Origin of the sequence: Streptomyces hawaiiensis (assembly GCF_004803895.1) — a bacterium.
Taxonomy (GTDB): domain Bacteria; phylum Actinomycetota; class Actinomycetes; order Streptomycetales; family Streptomycetaceae; genus Streptomyces; species Streptomyces hawaiiensis.
The window spans coordinates 6,399,743-6,417,044 of record NZ_CP021978.1 but is presented as its reverse complement, the minus strand read 5'-3'; the positions used below and the strand labels follow the sequence as shown (position 1 = coordinate 6,417,044).

Genomic DNA, 17,302 nt, shown 5'->3' with positions numbered 1-17,302 from the left:
GAACACCACGAGAGCGGAACAGTCAGGCGGAATAGGCCCGACCGTTCACAGCGTCCTCGCTGTGTTTTCTTCAAAGGAACCTCGTCCCAGCCGTAATGGCCGGAGACGGGGTATCAACATATCTGGCGTTGACTTTTGGCACGCTGTTGAGTTCTCAAGGAACGGTCGCTTCCTTTGTACTCACCCTCTCGGGCTTTCCTCCGGGCGCTTCCCTTCGGTCTTGCGTTTCCGACTCTATCAGATCTTTCCGATCCGATTTCCTCGGTGCTTTCCAGGTTCCCGCTTCCGCGTTTCCCTTTCCGGCGGCTCCGACTTTATCAGAAGATTCTGAGTCGGATTTCCCTTCCCGGCCGGGCATGGTCCTGGTGCCTGAGTTGGCCCGGGTGCCCCGTCGGGAGGAGTTGTAAACCTACTGGAGCGGGGCGCCTCGATGCAAATCGAGGCGCCCCGCTCCCAGTTGGCGTGAGCTCAGGTCCGACGGACCGTCAGACCTCCACCACCACGGGCAGGATCATCGGCCGGCGCCGGTAGGTGTCCGAGACCCACTTGCCCAGCGTGCGGCGCACCAGCTGCTGGAGCTGGTGGGGCTCGACCACGCCGTCCTGCGCGGAGCGTTCGAGCACCTCCGTGATCCGCGGGGTCACGTCAGCGAAGGCGGAGTCCTCGATGCCGGAGCCCCGGGCCTGAATGTGCGGGCCGCCGGTGATCTTCCCTGTGGACGAGTCGATGACCAGGAAGACCGAGATGATGCCCTCGTCACCGAGGATCCTGCGGTCCTTCAGTGCCGACTCGCCCACGTCACCGACCGAGAGGCCGTCGACGTACACGTAGCCGGCCTGGACCTTGCCGGAGATCTTCGCCTTGCCTTCGATGAGGTCGACGGCGACGCCGTCCTCGGCGATGACGATGCGATCGTGCGGGACACCGGTGAGGGCGCCGAGTTCGGCGTTGGCGCGCAGGTGGCGCCATTCGCCGTGCACCGGCATCAGGTTCTTGGGGCGGCAGATGTTGTAGAAGTACAGCAGCTCGCCCGCGGAGGCGTGGCCGGAGACGTGGACCTTGGCGTTGCCCTTGTGGACCACGTTGGCGCCCCAGCGGGTGAGGCCGTTGATCACGCGGTAGACCGCGTTCTCGTTGCCGGGGATCAGGGACGACGCCAGGATCACCGTGTCGCCCTGGACGATGCGGATCTGGTGGTCGCGGTTGGCCATGCGGGACAGGGCCGCCATCGGTTCGCCCTGGGAGCCCGTGCAGACCAGGACCACCTCGCTGTCCGGGAGGTCGTCGAGCGTCTTGACGTCCACGACCAGGCCCGGCGGGACCTTCAGATAGCCCAGGTCCCGGGCGATGCCCATGTTGCGGACCATCGAGCGGCCGACGAAGGCCACGCGGCGGCCGTACTCGTGCGCCGCGTCCAGGATCTGCTGGATGCGGTGGACGTGGCTGGCGAAGCTCGCGACGATGATGCGCTTGCGGGCGCCGGCGAAGACCTGGCGCAGGACGTTGGAGATCTCCCGCTCGGGCGGGACGAACCCCGGGACCTCGGCGTTCGTCGAGTCCGAGAGGAGGAGGTCGATGCCCTCCTCGCTCAGGCGTGCGAAGGCGTGGAGGTCCGTGAGGCGGCTGTCCAGCGGGAGCTGGTCCATCTTGAAGTCGCCGGTGTGGACCGCCATGCCCGCGGGGGTGCGGATGGCCACGGCCAGCGCGTCCGGGATGGAGTGGTTGACCGCGATGAACTCGCAGTCGAAGGGGCCGATGCGCTCACGGTGCCCCTCCACCACCTCCAGGGTGTAGGGGCGGATGCGGTGCTCCTGGAGCTTGGCCTCGATGAGGGCGAGGGTCAGCTTGGAGCCGATCAGCGGGATGTCCGGCTTCTCGCGCAGGAGGAAGGGGACGCCGCCGATGTGGTCCTCGTGGCCGTGCGTGAGCACGATGCCCTCGATGTCGTCGAGGCGGTCCCTGATGGACGAGAAGTCCGGCAGGATCAGGTCGATTCCGGGCTGCTCCTCCTCGGGGAAGAGCACTCCGCAGTCGACGATCAGCAGGCGGCCGCCGAATTCGAAGACCGTCATGTTCCGGCCGATTTCGCCGAGGCCGCCGAGCGGCGTGACCCGCAGGCCGCCTTCGGGGAGCGGCGGGGGCGTGCGGAGTTCGGGATGCGGATGACTCAAAAGACTCTCCTCACCACACACGCCACGTACCGGTGGGGCACGTGGCGCGCGTGACGTTCGTGCAGAAGCAGTTGTCTGTTTGGGATATGCGGGCACCGGTGGCCCGCTTATTCAGTTGTGAAGCTGTTGCGCGGGGGGCCGCGCGAAGTCTGATGTCAGAGCTGTACCCCGCCGGCGGCAAGATCGATCTTGAGTTGCTCGATCTCCTCGGGCGCGCATTCGACCATCGGGGCGCGCAGGGGCCCGCCGGGCAGTCCCTGCAGAGCGAGCGCCGCCTTGGTCGTCATCACGCCCTGGGTGCGGAACATGCCCGTGTACACGGCGAGCAGCTGCTGGTGGATCTCGGTGGCCTTCTGGACGTCGCCCGATGTGTATGCCTCGACCAGGGCGCGCAGCTCGGGGGTGACGACGTGGCCGACGACAGAGACGAAGCCGACCGCGCCGACCGAGAGCAGGGGCAGGTTCAGCATGTCGTCGCCGGAGTACCAGGCGAGGCCGGAGCGGGCGATGGCCCAGCTGGCGCGGCCGAGGTCGCCCTTGGCGTCCTTGTTGGCGACGATCCGCGGGTGCTCGGCGAGCCGGACGAGCGTCTCGGTGTTGATCGGGACGCCGCTGCGGCCGGGGATGTCGTAGAGCATCACCGGGAGGCCGGTGGTGTCGGCGACGGCCGTGAAGTGCCGGTAGAGGCCCTCCTGCGGGGGCTTGTTGTAGTACGGCGTCACGACGAGCAGGCCGTGTGCGCCGGTGCGCTCCGCCGTCCGGGCGAGTTCCATGCTGTGGTGGGTGTCGTTGGTGCCGACTCCGGCCACCACGTGGGCGCGGTCTCCGACCGCCTCCAGGACCGCCCGTACGAGATCCGCTTTCTCCGCGTCGCTGGTGGTCGGGGACTCGCCCGTGGTGCCGTTGATGACGAGGCCGTCGTTGCCTGCGTCCACCAGGTGGGTGGCGAGTCGCTGAGCGCCGTCGAGGTCGAGTGCGCCGTCCGCCGTGAAGGGCGTGACCATGGCGGTGAGGACCCGCCCGAAGGGGGTCTGCGGAGTCGAGGTCGGAGCCATGGGTTACACGCTACTCGTTGCTCAGGACCGGGTCTGCCCACGGGGCAGGCGACAAGTCGTGACAAAGGTGGAGCCCGGCACTGCCTGCTCGGGGGTTCAAGCAGTGCCGGACCCGTTTGATCAGGCTAGATGAACTTCTCCAAATGCCGCAATACGGACACTTCGCGCGGCTGAACCGTACATCTGTACCTGACCGGGGGCTGGGGCGCTTACGGCGCCACGCGTCCGTTCGCGTTGAAGGCGGCGTAGGTGAGCGGCATGAGCCGGGACCACTCGGCCTCCATCTTCTCGCCGACCATCTCGATCTCGCGCTGCGGGAAGGACGGGACCCTGGCCAGCTCGTGCTGGGTGCGCAGGCCGAGGAAGTGCATCAGCGAGCGGGCGTTGCAGGTGGCGTACATCGAGGAGTACAGGCCGACCGGGAGGACCGCGCGGGCCACCTCGCGGGCGACGCCGGCGGCGAGCATCTCCTGGTAGGCCTCGTACGCCTGCCGGTACGAGTCCTCCATGACGCGGCCGACCAGCTCCTGCTGGGCCTGGGTGCCCTCCACGAAGACGTACTTGCCCGGGCGGCCCTCCTGGACCAGCTTGCGGGACTCGTCGGGGACGTAGAAGACGGGCTGGAGCTCGCGGTAGCGACCGCTCTCCTCGTTGTACGACCAGCCGACGCGGTGCCGCATGAACTCGCGGAAGACGAAGATCGGGGCGCTGATGAGGAAGGTCATCGAGTTGTGCTCGAAGGGGCTGCCGTGCCGGTCCCGCATCAGGTAGTTGATCAGGCCCTTGGAACGCTCGGGGTCCTTGCCCAGCTCTTCCAGGGACTGCTCGCCGAGGGTCGAGACGCGGGCGGCGAAGAGGACGTCCGCGTCGGACGCGGTGTGCTTGACCAGCTCGACGGTGACGTCACTGCGGTAGCTGGGCTTGAGGTCGTCGGCGGGGATGTCGGTCACGGTTGGCAGGGCCTTCCCATCTCGTCGTGTGGCGACGCCACTCTACGGCCCGGCGAAACCCGTGCGATCGGTGCCGTGCCGCAATGAAGTCGGTGAAACAGGGCACCTGCGAGGGAGTTCGTTCGTCTCTACAGACGACAGTGATCCGTTCCACCCCTTAAGGAGAAGCACCCCTGATGTTCGGTCGGCGTGAACCCGTACCGTTTGCCTTCGTCGCCGAGGCCGACAGGTTCCGCAGCAATGTCACTCCCCCACCGCGCGAGCGGTCGTCCGTCGGCCAGATGGCCGGCCGTTGGCTGCTGGGGCTCACCATCGTGGCGGGGCTCGTGGGGTCCCTGGTCATCGGGACGCCCGCGCTGACGCCCGGCAAGACGGCTGATCAGCCTCAGCAGTCGCAGGCGTCCGAGAAGCGCTGAACCGCAGCGCACCGGCGGTGACTCCATCCGGCCCCCCGCCAGTGGTGACCGGGGACACAGATCGGTAGCCTCACCGGGCACAGCCCACGCATGGATCGAGTGAGGACCAGCCGTGCCCCTGCCCTTCCTGACGGCCGACCGCGTTTTCGAGGCGGCGGACGACGTTCCGTTGCCCTACGACGACCGTGACCGCTGGCGGCGGCCGTACCGGCCCGGGCCCTGGCGCGTCGCGGTTGCCGCGCTCGCGCTGCTGCTCGCCTCGTTCGTGCTGTTCGCGGCGGTCATCATCGCCGTGACGGCCCAACTGACGTCGGCCGCTGTGGTGTTCGCTCTCGCGCTGCTCGTCATCGCCGCGGCGCTGCGGCTGCTGCGCATGGGCGTGTGGGTCAGCGCCCGCGGGCTGCGGCACGCGGGTTTCCTCACGACGCGTACGACGTCCTGGGAGCAGGTCGTCTCCGTACGTACGGTGCAGCAGCCGGTGCGCTGGCTGGGACTGCCCCGGACCGTGCAGGGACAGGCGCTGCTGCTCGGACGCCAGGGCCGGGACGCGGGCGGTGTGCTGCCCCTGATGACGACGCACAACGCGGACTTCGTGGGCCGCATGGAGGCCTTCGACAGGGCGGCCGACGCGGTGGAGGCGTGGACCGAGGAGTACGGCCCGCGCTGACGTCCTCGACCCTCATGCCGGCGGGGCCGGACCGTATGCGCGGTCCGGCCCCGCCGGCATGAGTGGGGTGTGGTTCAGGCGGCTTCGGGCTGCTTGCCGTCGTGCAGGGCGATCGCGCGCTGCATCGCCTTGCGGGCGCGCGGGGTGTCGCGGGCGTCGTGGTAGGCGACGGCGAGGCGGAACCAGGTGCGCCAGTCGTCGGGGGCGTCCTCCGTCTCGGCCTTGCGCTTGGCGAAGACCTCGTCGGCCGAGTCGCGGTCGATGCGTCCGCTGGGGGTGCGCCGCAGTTCGTCGACGGGCAGCCCGCCCTCGGCGTCGAGTTCGGCGGCGAGTTGGCCGGCCTTGCGGGCGAACTGGGTGTTCTTCCACAGGAACCACAGGCCGATGACCGGCAGGATCAGCACGGCGACACCGAAGGTGACGGTGAGGGGTGTGCCGGTCTCGATGAGCAGGACGCCGCGGCTGCCGACCAGGACGAAGTAGACGACCAGGACGGCGGCGGTGAGGGCGTAGGTGAGCTTCGCGCGCATGACGGTCAGAGGCTCAGTTCAGGTCCAGGAAGTGTTCCAGGCCGAAGGTCAGGCCCGGGGTGCTCACCACGCGGCGGGCGCCGAGCAGGATGCCCGGCATGAAGCTGCTGTGGTGGAGCGAGTCGTGCCGGACCGTGAGGGTCTCGCCCTCGGCACCGAGCAGGACCTCCTGGTGGGCGAGCAGACCGCGCAGCCGGACGGCGTGGACCGGGACACCGTCGACGTCGGCGCCGCGGGCGCCGTCCAGGGCTGTGGCCGTGGCGTCGGGGGCCGGGGCGGTGCCGGCGGTGCGGCGGGCCTCGGCGATGAGCTGTGCGGTGCGCGTGGCGGTGCCAGAGGGGGCGTCCACCTTGTTCGGGTGGTGCAGCTCGACGACCTCGACGGACTCGAAGTAGGGGGCGGCGAGCTGCGCGAACTTCATGGTGAGGACGGCCCCGATGGAGAAGTTCGGCGCGATGAGCACGCCCGTCTCGGGGGAGGCGGACAGCCAGCCGTTCAGCTGCGCGAGGCGCTCGTCGGTCCAGCCGGTGGTGCCGACGACCGCGTGGATGCCGTGGCCGGCGCAGAACTCGAGGTTGGCCATGACCGAGTCGGGCGTGGTCAGTTCGACCGCGACCTGGGCGCCTGATTCGGTCAGCGTCTCCAGCTTGTCGCCCCGGCCGAGGGCGGCGACCAGTTCCATGTCCTCGGCGGCTTCGACGGCTCGTACGGCTTCCGAGCCGATCCGGCCCTTGGCGCCGAGGACCGCCACGCGCAGCTTGCTCATCTCTTGTGCTTCCTTCACCAGGGGGTGGTCAGGCGACCGCGTCGTTCAGCCGGGTCGCCTGTTTGTCCTTCAGCGGACCGATGACCGACAGGGAGGGCCGCCGTCCCAGGATCTCGCGGGCGACCTCGCGGACGTCGTCCGGGGTGACCGACGTTATCCGGGAGAGCATGTCGTCGACGGACATCTGCTCGCCCCAGCACAGCTCGCTCTTGCCGATACGGTTCATCAGCGCGCCGGTGTCCTCCAGGCCGAGGACCGTGGACCCCTGGAGCTGGCCGATCGCACGCCCTATCTCGTCGTCCGAGAGGCCGTGCTCGGCGACGTGGTCGAGTTCGTCGCGGCAGATCTTCAGCACGTCGTGGACCTGCGACGGGCGGCAGCCCGCGTATACGCCGAACAAGCCGCAGTCGGCGAAGCCCGAGGTGTACGAGTACACGCTGTAGGCCAGGCCGCGCTTCTCGCGGACCTCCTGGAAGAGACGGGAGGACATGCCGCCGCCGAGGGCCGTGTTCAGCACGCCCAGGGCCCAGCGCCGCTCGTCCGTGCGGGCCAGGCCCGGCATGCCGAGCACGACGTGCGCCTGCTCGGTCTTGCGGTCGATCAGCTCGACGCGGCCCGCGGTGCGCAGGGCACGCTTGCCGCTGCGCGGGGCGACGGGGTCGGCGGCGGGGTTCTTGAAGGCATCGGCCTTCTCGAAGGCGGCGCGGACCTGCCGTACGACCTGGGCGTGGTCGATGTTGCCGGCGCAGGCGACGACCAGGTGGGTCGGGTCGTAGTGCTTCTTGTAGAAGCGGCGGATGCGGTCGGCGGTGAGGGCGTTGACCGTGTCGACCGTGCCGAGGACCGGGCGGCCGAGGGGGTTGTCGCCGAACATCGTGTGCGCGAACAGGTCGTGCACGCAGTCGCCCGGGTCGTCCTCGGTCATGGCGATCTCTTCGAGGATGGCGCCCCGCTCGACGTTGACGTCCTCCTCGACGATCAGCGAGCCGGTCAGCATGTCGCAGACGACGTCGATGGCCAGCGGCAGGTCGTTGTCGAGCACGCGTGCGTAGTAGCACGTGTACTCCTTCGCCGTGAACGCGTTCATCTCGCCGCCGACGGCGTCGAGGGCGGAGGAGATGTCCAGGGCGGACCTGCGGCTGGTGCCCTTGAAGAGCAGGTGCTCCAGGTAGTGGGTCGCGCCGTTCAGGGCCGGGGTCTCGTCGCGGGAGCCGACGTGCGCCCAGATGCCGAAGGTCGCGGAGCGGACCGAGGGCAGGGTCTCGGTGACGATGCGCAGGCCGCCCGGGAGGGTGGTCTTGCGGACCGTGCCGATGCCGTTCTGGCCCTTGATGAGGGTTTGGGTACGGGCGACGGCCCGCGCCTCCGAGGAGGTGCGGGCCGTCGCCTTGAAACCGCGGGACGTCACTGGTCGCCGTCGTCCTTCTTCTCGTCGCCGTCTTCGCCCTCGATGACCGGGATCAGGGAGAGCTTGCCGCGGGAGTCGATCTCGGCGATCTCGACCTGGACCTTGGCGCCCACGCCGAGCACGTCCTCGACGTTCTCCACGCGCTTGCCGCCGGCGAGCTTGCGGATCTGCGAGATGTGCAGCAGACCGTCCTTGCCCGGGAGCAGCGACACGAACGCACCGAAGGTGGTCGTCTTCACGACCGTGCCCAGGTAGCGCTCGCCGACCTCCGGCATGGTCGGGTTGGCGATGCCGTTGATCGTGGTGCGGGCGGCCTCGGCGGACGGTCCGTCGACCGCGCCGATGTAGATCGTGCCGTCGTCCTCGATCGTGATGTCGGCGCCGGTGTCCTCCTGGATCTGGTTGATCATCTTGCCCTTGGGGCCGATGACCTCGCCGATCTTGTCCACGGGGATCTTGACGGTGATGATCCGCGGGGCGTTGGGGGACATCTCGTCCGGCGTGTCGATCGCTTCCATCATCACGTCGAGGATGTGGAGGCGGGCGTCACGGGCCTGCTTGAGGGCCGCGGCCAGGACGGAGGCCGGGATGCCGTCCAGCTTGGTGTCGAGCTGGAGGGCGGTCACGAAGTCCTTCGTGCCGGCGACCTTGAAGTCCATGTCGCCGAAGGCGTCCTCCGCACCGAGGATGTCGGTGAGGGTGACGTAGTGCGTCTCGCCCTCGATCTCCTGGGAGATCAGGCCCATGGCGATACCGGCGACGGGGGCCTTCAGCGGCACACCGGCGTTCAGCAGCGACATGGTGGAGGCGCAGACCGAGCCCATGGACGTCGAGCCGTTGGAGCTCAGCGCCTCGGAGACCTGGCGGATCGCGTAGGGGAACTCCTCGCGCGTCGGCAGGACCGGCACGAGAGCGCGCTCGGCGAGGGCGCCGTGGCCGATCTCGCGGCGCTTCGGGGAGCCGACGCGGCCGGTCTCGCCGGTGGAGTACGGCGGGAAGTTGTAGTTGTGCATGTAGCGCTTGCGGGTCACCGGGGAGAGCGTGTCCAGCTGCTGCTCCATGCGGAGCATGTTCAGGGTGGTGACGCCCAGGATCTGGGTCTCGCCACGCTCGAACACCGCGGAGCCGTGCACGCGCGGGATGGCCTCGACCTCGGCGGCCAGGGTGCGGATGTCGGTGACACCGCGGCCGTCGATGCGCTTCTTCTCCTTGATGACGCGCTCGCGGACCAGGGTCTTGGTCAGCGAGCGGTACGCGGCGGAGATCTCCTTCTCGCGGCCCTCGAACTCCGGCAGGAGCTTCTCGGCGGCGAGCGCCTTGACGCGGTCCAGCTCGGACTCGCGCTCCTGCTTGCCGGCGATGGTCAGCGCGGAGGCGAGCTCCGGCTTGACGGCGGCGGTGAGCGCCTCCAGGACGTCGTCCTGGTAGTCGAGGAAGACCGGGAACTCGCCGGTGGGCTTGGCGGCCTTCGCGGCGAGGTCGGCCTGGGCCTTGCAGAGCACCTTGATGAAGGGCTTCGCGGCGTCCAGACCGGCGGCGACGACCTCCTCGGTCGGCGCCTCGGCGCCGCCCTCGACCAGCTTGATGGTCTTCTCGGTGGCCTCGGCCTCGACCATCATGATCGCGACGTCGCCGTCCTCCAGGGCGCGGCCCGCGACGACCATGTCGAAGACGGCGTCCTCGAGCTCGGTGTGCGTCGGGAAGGCCACCCACTGGCCGCGGATCAGCGCGACGCGGACGCCGCCGATCGGGCCGGAGAAGGGCAGGCCGGCCAGCTGCGTGGACGCGGACGCGGCGTTGATCGCCACGACGTCGTACAGGTGGTCGGGGTTGAGCGCCATGATCGTGGCGACGACCTGGATCTCGTTGCGCAGGCCCTTCTTGAAGGAGGGGCGCAGCGGGCGGTCGATCAGGCGGCAGGTGAGGATCGCGTCCTCGGAGGGACGGCCCTCGCGGCGGAAGAAGCTGCCGGGGATCTTGCCGGCGGCGTACATCCGCTCCTCGACGTCCACCGTGAGGGGGAAGAAGTCGAGCTGGTCCTTGGGGTTCTTGGAGGCGGTGGTGGCCGACAGCACCATGGTGTCGTCGTCCAGGTACGCCACGGCGGAGCCGGCGGCCTGCTTGGCCAGGCGGCCCGTCTCGAAGCGGATGGTGCGGGTACCGAAGGTGCCATTGTCGATGACGGCCTCGGCGTAGTGGGTCTCGTTCTCCACTAGTGTTTTCTCCTCGTCCTCGTCTCGGCTGCCCGTGTGGCAGGGAGACGGTTGCGGAGAAGCGCGCCGTGCTGTGCGGGCCGGTCTTCGATCGAAGCACCCGGGGCTCACTTCCCCCGGGGGCCACTACCGAGGACCGGCGGCGGCTGGGTGCGCCTCTCCTCATTCGTGTCGTGCGGTGTCGTCTTCTTGTCGTGCTGCGTCGTCCGTATTGCGTTGTGCTACCACACTACAAAGCAGTGGTGACACTCCGCACGTACAGCAAAGGGAGCGGTCCCCTTTCCTTCGGGAACCGCTCCCCTCACGGCGTCTTACTTGGCGCCCGCCGCACCGCGGCGGATGCCGAGGCGGTCGACCAGCGCACGGAAGCGCTGGATGTCCTTCTTCGCCAGGTACTGGAGAAGGCGGCGACGCTGACCCACCAGGATCAGCAGACCACGGCGGGAGTGGTGGTCGTGCTTGTGGGTCTTGAGGTGCTCGGTCAGGTCCGAGATGCGGCGCGAGAGCATGGCGACCTGGACCTCGGGGGAGCCGGTGTCGCCCTCCTTCTGGCCGAACTCGGTGATGATCTGCTTCTTCGTAGCGGCGTCGAGCGGCACGCGTACTCCTCGTAGTCTGTGATGGCCACCGAGTGCCCCCGGTCTGTGTCTCGGGGGAGCTTCCATGACTCGGAAGGCGGGGATCCGCTGGGCGCGGCCTCCAGAGCGGTGAGCTCCGGGGGTGCGTACACAAACGGCCGTCGACCAGGGTACCAGGCGGTCGGGGTCCTCTTTGCCCTGGTCCTTCGAACCTCCCGGCCGGAGCGGAGGCGGCCACTAGGGTAAGCAGATTCGGATCGTTCGTACGTCGGGAAGGGGTCGCTGCGGCATGGCGGAGACGGCTGAGGAGATCAAGGCACGCAAGGAGCGGGAGCGGGACGAGCTCTACGCCCTCGACATCTCCGGTGTCGAGTGGCACAGCGCGCCGGGCACGGAGGGCCACGAGGAGCGGGTCGAGATCGCCTACCTGCCCGAGGGGGCCGTGGCGATGCGGTCGTCGCTCGACCCGGGCACGGTGCTGCGCTACACGGAGGCGGAGTGGCGGGCGTTCGTGCTGGGGGCGCGGGACGGGGAGTTCGATCTCGAGTCGGGGTCCCGCAGTGGGGGGCTCGGCCCGGAGTGACGGGCGGGCACGGGAGCCCTTACCGGGTCGTCGGGCACTCCCCGACGACCCGGTGCGTGGGTGTGGTGGGTCCGCCGCCCGGATGGATCGGGTGAGCACGGAGGGCAGCGGGTGAGCACGGAGGGCAGCGGGGCGGGGCTCAGCTGGTCATCGAGCGGACTGCCGAGTACACGTCGAACACCGCCAGGGTCAGCGGCACCAGGGTCAGCAGCACGAAGCCCTCGGCGATCTCCAGGAAGCGTCCCCAGAACGGGGTGAGGCCCCCACGCGAGACGATCAAACCGATCGCCGTGACGAGCGCGGCCGCCGCGGCGATCGCCGCGACGAGCCAGATGGTCCGGAGGTCGAGGTCGCTGCGGTCGCCCGTGAGGGCCTCGCGGACGATCGAGTGCGGCGGATTGAGTGCCAGCCCCAGGCCGAGCAGGACGAGAGAGGCGAGACCGGCGGCCAGGACGGGGGCCACCTGGCCGGTGTACCGGAAGAGATGGGCGCGCATCAGCATGGCCAGGCCGGTCGCCAGGGCCAGGAGCTGGGCCCAGACGTTCTCGGAGAATCCCAGGACCGCCGAGGAACCGACGGCGAGCAGCGCGCAGCCGCCCACCAGACCGACCAGGAGTTCGTGTCCACGCCGCGCCTGGGCGGCGACTCGCTCGGCGTCGACCGGCTCCTGAGGGGCGGGGTCGGTGTCGTACGCGCTGCGCGGGGCCGTGTTCGGGGTGTCGAAGCCGATCGGGAGCCGGGCGAAGCGCATCGACAGCCCCGGCAGGAAGGCCAGGCCCCCGACGGCGATCGGGGCGCACAGGGCGGCGATCTCGGAAGGCGCCCAGTCGGCGAGGATCGCCGCGAACACGGCGATCAGGCTGATGGCGGAGGCGACGACGAAGCCGACGAACGGGCCGTCCCCGCTCGGCGAGCACAGGGTGAGCAGGACCGAGGCCAGCAGCACCGCCGCGCAGGCGAGGAGGAACTGGAGCCGGCCGATGCCCTGCCCGTCGGCGAGCGGCAGGAGACCCGAGCCGGCCACGCCGACGTTGGGGAGGGCGCCGAGCCCCAGGGCGATGGCCGAGGCCCGGTCGTCGTAGACCCGGGCGCGCACGCAGGCCAGGACGACCAGGAGGACACCCGCGACGCCGGCGAGGATGCCGGGCAGGCTGTTCATGTCGTGCAGCGGGTCGCCCATCCAGGCCACGAAGGCCAGCAGGACCGGCAGTACGCCTCCCCCGACGAGACCGGCCGCGCGCGTCAGGTCGCCGCTCCACAGGGTGCGCTCGCTGGTCACGGCGGAGGCGACCGCCTCGGAGACGTCGTCGAAGACGGCGGGCGGCAGCGACTCGGAGAACGGGCGCAGCGCGAGGAGTTCGCCGTCGAGGATGCGCTGGGCGGCGAAGGAACGGGCACTGTCGAGAACAGTGCCGTCCCGGCGGACCAGGTGGTAGCCGACGGGCGCGCCCTCGGCGGGACCTTGCCGGGTGAGGGTGAGGATCTCCGGATAGAGGTCGGCGACCGGGATGTCGTCGGGCAGCGCCACGTCGATCCGGCTGTCGGGCGCGACGATGGTGACGCGGCAGAAACCGAGACCCGTGCCCGCCCCAGCGGGAGTTCCCGTACCGGGTCCCCTTCCGGTGGCTGCCGCGGAGGCCGTCATGCTCACCTGCTGCTCCCCCTCAGTGATGATTCTTTGCCTACGGTACGGAAGTCCTGCGCGGTCTTCCCGTCCCCGGTGACCGATCGTGCGGCGAGGCCGCGGGAACAGCCCTTCGTGCCGTCGCCGGGCTTCCGCGGCCGGCGGGATCTGCCGCAATGCCCCGTTTACTCCGGCTCAACTCGCGTGTGCCGACGCGAACTTCCGGCACCCTATCGCCCCTTGCGTCCAGGGGAGTCAGTAGGATCGCGCGGCGGCCCTGCGTCCGCCTGACACGGGGCGGCGGACGGACTCTCGGGCTGGTCGAGGGAATGGATGCCAGTGAGCCACATCGTCGTGAAGCGCCCGCCTCGGGTGCTGCCGTCCGAAGTGTCCACGCAGGACATCATCCTGCAGCCTCCACCGGAACTTCCGCGGGGCCATCGGGAGAGCGTGCTGATGCAACTCCTGCCGACGTTGGGCATGGGTGGCTCGGTGGTCTTCTTCTTCACGAGCGGGCAGCCGTTCATGAGGATCATGGGCATGGTCATGATCGCCTCGACCATCGCCATGTCCGTCGCGATGGTGATCCGCTTCCGCCGCGGCTCCCAGGGGGAGCTGGCGGACATGCGCCGCGACTACCTGAGCTACCTGGCGCAGACCCGGCGCACGGCCGTCGACACGGCGAAGACTCAGCGTGACGCGCAGTACTTCCTCCACCCCTCCCCCGAACAGCTGTGGGCCCTGGTCGCCGAGGGCAGCCGGGTCTGGGAACGACGCTCCGGCGACGAGGACTTCGCCCAGGTCCGCATCGGCCTCGGCGCGCAGTCCCTCGCCAGGACCCTCGTCGCCCCCGAAACCGCGCCCGTCGAGCAGCTGGAGCCGCTGACCGCGGGTGCGATGCAGCGCTTCCTCGCCGTCCACAGCACCCTGGACGACCTGCCGATGGCGGTCTCGTTGCGGGCGTTCTACCACGTCACGATCAGCGGCGATCCGCAGTCCGTACGGTCCTCCGCCCGGGCCATCACCGGCTCGCTGGCCGCACTGCACTCCCCGGAAGATCTCCTCATCGTGGTGGCGGCGGGACGCGAGGCCCTGCCCCACTGGGAGTGGGCCAAGTGGCTGCCGCACGTCCAAGCGCCCGGCGCCGTGGACGGAGCGGGCAGCCGCAGGCTGATCGACAGCGACAGCCGCGAACTGGAGAACCTCCTCGCCACCCGGCTGACCGGCCGCCCGCGCTTCCACCCGAACGCGGCGCCCCTGCCGGAGGAGCCCCACATCGTCGTCGTACTCGACGGCCTCACCCTGCCGCCGGACTCGGTCCTGGCCAATCCCGAAGGGCTCCAGGGCGTCACCGTCCTCGAGGTGGTCCCCGGCGAGCTCATCACAGGCGGCGGCGAGCTCTCCATCGTCGTACAGCCCGAAGCGCTGCACCTGGAGTCGGGACACGGTGTCGTCTACGAGGGAACCCCCGACGTCCTCTCCTACGAGTCCGCCGAAGCCCTCGCCCGGCAGCTGGCCCCGCTGCGGATGGCCTCGGGCGGTGACGACGACGAACCACTGCTCGCCAACCTGGAGTTCACCGATCTGCTGAACCTCGGTGACGCGGCGTCCGTCGACACCCAGCGCACCTGGCGGCCGCGTTCGCTGGCCGAGCGGCTGCGGGTGCCGATCGGGGTCGGCGAGGACGGACGCCCCGTGATGCTGGACCTCAAGGAGGCCGCCCAGGAGGGCATGGGCCCGCACGGCCTGTGCGTCGGTGCCACCGGCTCCGGCAAGTCGGAGCTGCTGCGCACGCTGGTACTGGGCCTCGCGGTCACCCATTCGTCGGAGACGCTGAACTTCGTCCTCGCGGACTTCAAGGGCGGCGCGACCTTCGCCGGCATGGCGCAGATGCCCCACGTCGCGGCCGTCATCACCAACCTCGCGGACGACCTCACCCTGGTCGACCGCATGGGCGACTCCATCCGCGGCGAACTCAACCGCCGCCAGGAGATGCTGCGCGACGCGGGCAACTACGCCAACATCCACGACTACGAGAAGGCCCGCGCGGCCGGTGCCGCCCTGCGGCCCATTCCGTCGCTGGTGCTGGTCATCGACGAGTTCAGTGAGCTGCTGACGGCGAAGCCCGACTTCATCGAGATGTTCGTGCAGATCGGCCGCATCGGCCGGTCGCTCGGTGTGCATCTGCTGCTGGCCTCGCAGCGCCTGGAGGAAGGCCGCCTGCGCGGTCTGGAGACCTACCTGTCGTACCGAGTCGGTCTGCGCACCTTCTCCGCCGCGGAGTCCCGCGCGGCGATCGGCGTACCGGACGCCTATGAGCTGCCGAACGTCCCCGGCTCCGGCCTTCTCAAATTCGGTACGGACGAAATGGTGCGCTTCAAAGCGGCCTACGTCTCCGGCGTGTACCGCTCGGGCACGCAGCGCACTGCGCTGGGCGGCGGCCCGCTGCCGATGAACCGGCGGCCGGTGCTGTTCACAGCGGCCGAGGTGCCGGTGCAGTACATGGCCGTGCCGCAGCAGCGCCCTTCGGCTTCGGACAGTCCGGAGGTCGACGACGCGCTCGCCGACACCGTGCTCGACGTGATCGTGCGCCGGCTGGAAGCCCAGGGCCCGGCCGCACACCAGGTGTGGCTGCCGCCGCTGGACAGTCCGCCGCCGCTCGACGGACTCCTGCCCGGCCTCACAGCGGTACAGGGCCGCGGCCTCACACAGCCGGGCTACGAAGGCGCCGGCCGCCTGGTCGTACCGGCGGGCCTGGTGGACAAGCCCTACGAGCAGCGCCGCGACCCGCTCTGGGTCGACTTCTCCGGCGCGGCCGGCCACATGCAGATCATCGGCGGCCCGCAGTCCGGCAAGTCGACGCTCCTGCGCACCCTGATCTCGGCGTTCGCACTCACGCACACGCCGTACGAAGTGCAGTTCTACGGCCTCGACTTCGGCGGTGGCGGCATGGCGGCGGTGGCCGGCCTGCCGCACGTGGGCGGGGTCGCCTCACGCCTGGATCCGGAGCGCGTCCGGCGCACGGTGGCCGAGGTGTACGGCGTGCTGAACCGCCGCGAGGAGTACTTCCGCTCCGCGGGCATCGCCTCGATCGCGGACTTCCGGGCCAGGCGGGCCCGGGGCGAGATCCCGGTCACGGATCAGCCCTGGGGTGACGTGTTCCTGGTCATCGACGGCTGGGGCAACTTCCGCGCGGACTACGAGGCGATGGACCAGGTGATCCACGACATCGCGGCGCGCGGTCTCGGCTACGGCGTCCACCTGATCCTGACGGCCTCACGCTCGATGGAGGTCAGGGCCAACCTCAAGGACCATCTGATGAACCGCCTGGAGCTGCGGCTCGGCGACACGATGGACTCCGAGCTGGACCGCAAGGTGGCCGCGAACGTCCCGGCGGGGGTGCCCGGCCGCGGACAGGCGCCGCAGAAGCTGCATTTCATGGCGGCGGTGCCGCGCATAGACGGTCTCACCTCCGACACGGACCTGGCCGACGCCACGGCCGCCCTCGCAACCGAGGTCTCCCGGCACTGGCAGGCCCCCGGCGCCCCCGAAGTCCGTCTGCTGCCGCGCGAGTTCCCGGCCGATCAACTCCCCCCAGGCGATCGCTTCCCGCGCCGCGGCGTCGCCTTCGCCCTCGACGAGGACAACCTCGAACCGGTCTTCGTGGACTTCGAGCAGGACCCGTTCTTCCTCGTCTTCGGCGAGAGCGAGTCGGGCAAGTCGAACCTGCTGCGGCTGCTGATCCAGCAGCTGACGCAGCGGTACTCCGGCGACGAGGCGAAGCTGTTCGTCATCGACAACCGGCGCTCACTGCTGGACGTGACGCCGTCGTCGCACCTCGCCGAATACATCCCCATGTCCAACTCCATGGACCACCACATGGCCGCCCTGGCAGACCTGATGAAACGCCGCACACCGACAGCCGACGTCACCGCCCAGCAGCTGCGGGACCGGAGCTGGTGGCGCGGACCCACGGTGTACGTCGTCGTCGACGACTACGACCTCGTTGCCACGTCGAGCGGGAATCCGCTGGCTGGGTTGACGGAGCTGTTGCCGTTCGCACGGGATGTGGGGGTGCGGTTCATCATCGCGCGGTCGACGGCGGGTGCGGGGCGGGCTTCGTACGAGGCGTTCATGCAGCGGGTGAAGGAACTGGGGGCGCAGGGGGTCGTGCTGGCCGGCGATCCGGGTGAGGGGGACCTGCTCGGCGGGGTTCGGCCGCGGCCCATGCCGGCGGGGCGGGGGGTCTTCGTGTCTCGGCGGAGGGGGAAGCCGTTGGTGCAGATCGGGTTGAGTCCGGAAGGGGCGTTCTGATGGTCGGGGTCGGGATCTTCCTGCTCC

Annotated in this window: 13 protein-coding genes; 4 read left to right on the top strand and 9 right to left on the bottom strand. The window is 69.7% G+C overall.

The features are described 5' to 3' along the window. Positions 1–485: 485 nt before the first annotated feature. The 3 genes from CEB94_RS29675 to thyX form a co-directional block, all read right to left on the bottom strand. Positions 486–2,171 carry a ribonuclease J gene (locus tag CEB94_RS29675; RefSeq protein ID WP_175435091.1) on the bottom strand — a complete coding sequence of 562 codons (1,686 nt, stop codon included), beginning with the start codon at positions 2,169–2,171 and terminating at the stop codon, positions 486–488. Positions 2,172–2,326: 155 nt separating this feature from the next. After that, positions 2,327–3,226, bottom strand: a complete 900-nt coding sequence (dapA, locus tag CEB94_RS29670; protein WP_175435090.1) for a 4-hydroxy-tetrahydrodipicolinate synthase — start codon at positions 3,224–3,226, stop codon at positions 2,327–2,329. Positions 3,227–3,435: 209 nt separating this feature from the next. Continuing rightward, the gene (gene thyX / locus CEB94_RS29665; protein WP_175435089.1) at positions 3,436–4,176 is read right to left on the bottom strand and encodes an FAD-dependent thymidylate synthase; all 741 of its coding nucleotides are present in this window, start codon (positions 4,174–4,176) and stop codon (positions 3,436–3,438) included. Between the two features lie 176 nt (positions 4,177–4,352). Between thyX and CEB94_RS29660 the strand changes: the two genes are divergently transcribed. Both CEB94_RS29660 and CEB94_RS29655 read left to right on the top strand, forming a co-directional pair. After that, on the top strand, positions 4,353–4,592 hold the full coding sequence (locus CEB94_RS29660) for a hypothetical protein (protein WP_175435088.1): 240 nt from the start codon (positions 4,353–4,355) through the stop codon (positions 4,590–4,592). Positions 4,593–4,704: 112 nt separating this feature from the next. After that, positions 4,705–5,259, top strand: coding sequence for a hypothetical protein (locus tag CEB94_RS29655; RefSeq protein WP_175435087.1), 555 nt, complete (start codon positions 4,705–4,707; stop codon positions 5,257–5,259). Between the two features lie 74 nt (positions 5,260–5,333). On the opposite strand, the gene CEB94_RS29650 is transcribed toward CEB94_RS29655, so the two are convergent. The 5 genes from CEB94_RS29650 to rpsO all read right to left on the bottom strand — a co-directional run bounded on the left by CEB94_RS29650 (position 5,334) and on the right by rpsO (position 10,775). Further along, on the bottom strand, positions 5,334–5,789 hold the full coding sequence (locus tag CEB94_RS29650; RefSeq protein ID WP_175435086.1) for a tetratricopeptide repeat protein: 456 nt from the start codon (positions 5,787–5,789) through the stop codon (positions 5,334–5,336). A gap of 13 nt (positions 5,790–5,802) precedes the next feature. Continuing rightward, positions 5,803–6,555, bottom strand: coding sequence for a 4-hydroxy-tetrahydrodipicolinate reductase (dapB, locus tag CEB94_RS29645; RefSeq protein WP_175435085.1), 753 nt, complete (start codon positions 6,553–6,555; stop codon positions 5,803–5,805). A 28-nt stretch (positions 6,556–6,583) separates the two neighbouring features. Continuing rightward, positions 6,584–7,963: a M16 family metallopeptidase gene (locus CEB94_RS29640; RefSeq protein WP_175435084.1), complete on the bottom strand. Its 1,380-nt coding sequence runs from the start codon at positions 7,961–7,963 to the stop codon at positions 6,584–6,586. After that, positions 7,960–10,176: a polyribonucleotide nucleotidyltransferase gene (locus CEB94_RS29635; protein WP_175435083.1), complete on the bottom strand. Its 2,217-nt coding sequence runs from the start codon at positions 10,174–10,176 to the stop codon at positions 7,960–7,962. The genes CEB94_RS29640 and CEB94_RS29635 overlap by 4 nt, the downstream gene beginning before the upstream one ends. A gap of 311 nt (positions 10,177–10,487) precedes the next feature. After that, positions 10,488–10,775 carry a 30S ribosomal protein S15 gene (gene rpsO, locus CEB94_RS29630; protein WP_003993372.1) on the bottom strand — a complete coding sequence of 96 codons (288 nt, stop codon included), beginning with the start codon at positions 10,773–10,775 and terminating at the stop codon, positions 10,488–10,490. Positions 10,776–11,043: 268 nt separating this feature from the next. On the opposite strand from rpsO, the gene CEB94_RS29625 reads away from it, so the two are divergent. Next, positions 11,044–11,337 (top strand): DUF397 domain-containing protein, encoded by a 294-nt coding sequence (locus CEB94_RS29625; protein ID WP_175435082.1) that lies wholly within the window; start codon positions 11,044–11,046, stop codon positions 11,335–11,337. 139 nt (positions 11,338–11,476) lie between these two features. On the opposite strand, the gene eccD is transcribed toward CEB94_RS29625, so the two are convergent. Then, positions 11,477–12,982, bottom strand: a complete 1,506-nt coding sequence (gene eccD / locus CEB94_RS29620) for a type VII secretion integral membrane protein EccD (protein WP_175437212.1) — start codon at positions 12,980–12,982, stop codon at positions 11,477–11,479. A 318-nt stretch (positions 12,983–13,300) separates the two neighbouring features. Here eccD and eccCa point away from each other — a divergent pair, with 318 nt between their 5' ends. Beyond that, positions 13,301–17,275 carry a type VII secretion protein EccCa gene (gene eccCa / locus CEB94_RS29615; RefSeq protein ID WP_175435081.1) on the top strand — a complete coding sequence of 1,325 codons (3,975 nt, stop codon included), beginning with the start codon at positions 13,301–13,303 and terminating at the stop codon, positions 17,273–17,275. Positions 17,276–17,302: the final 27 nt, after the last annotated feature.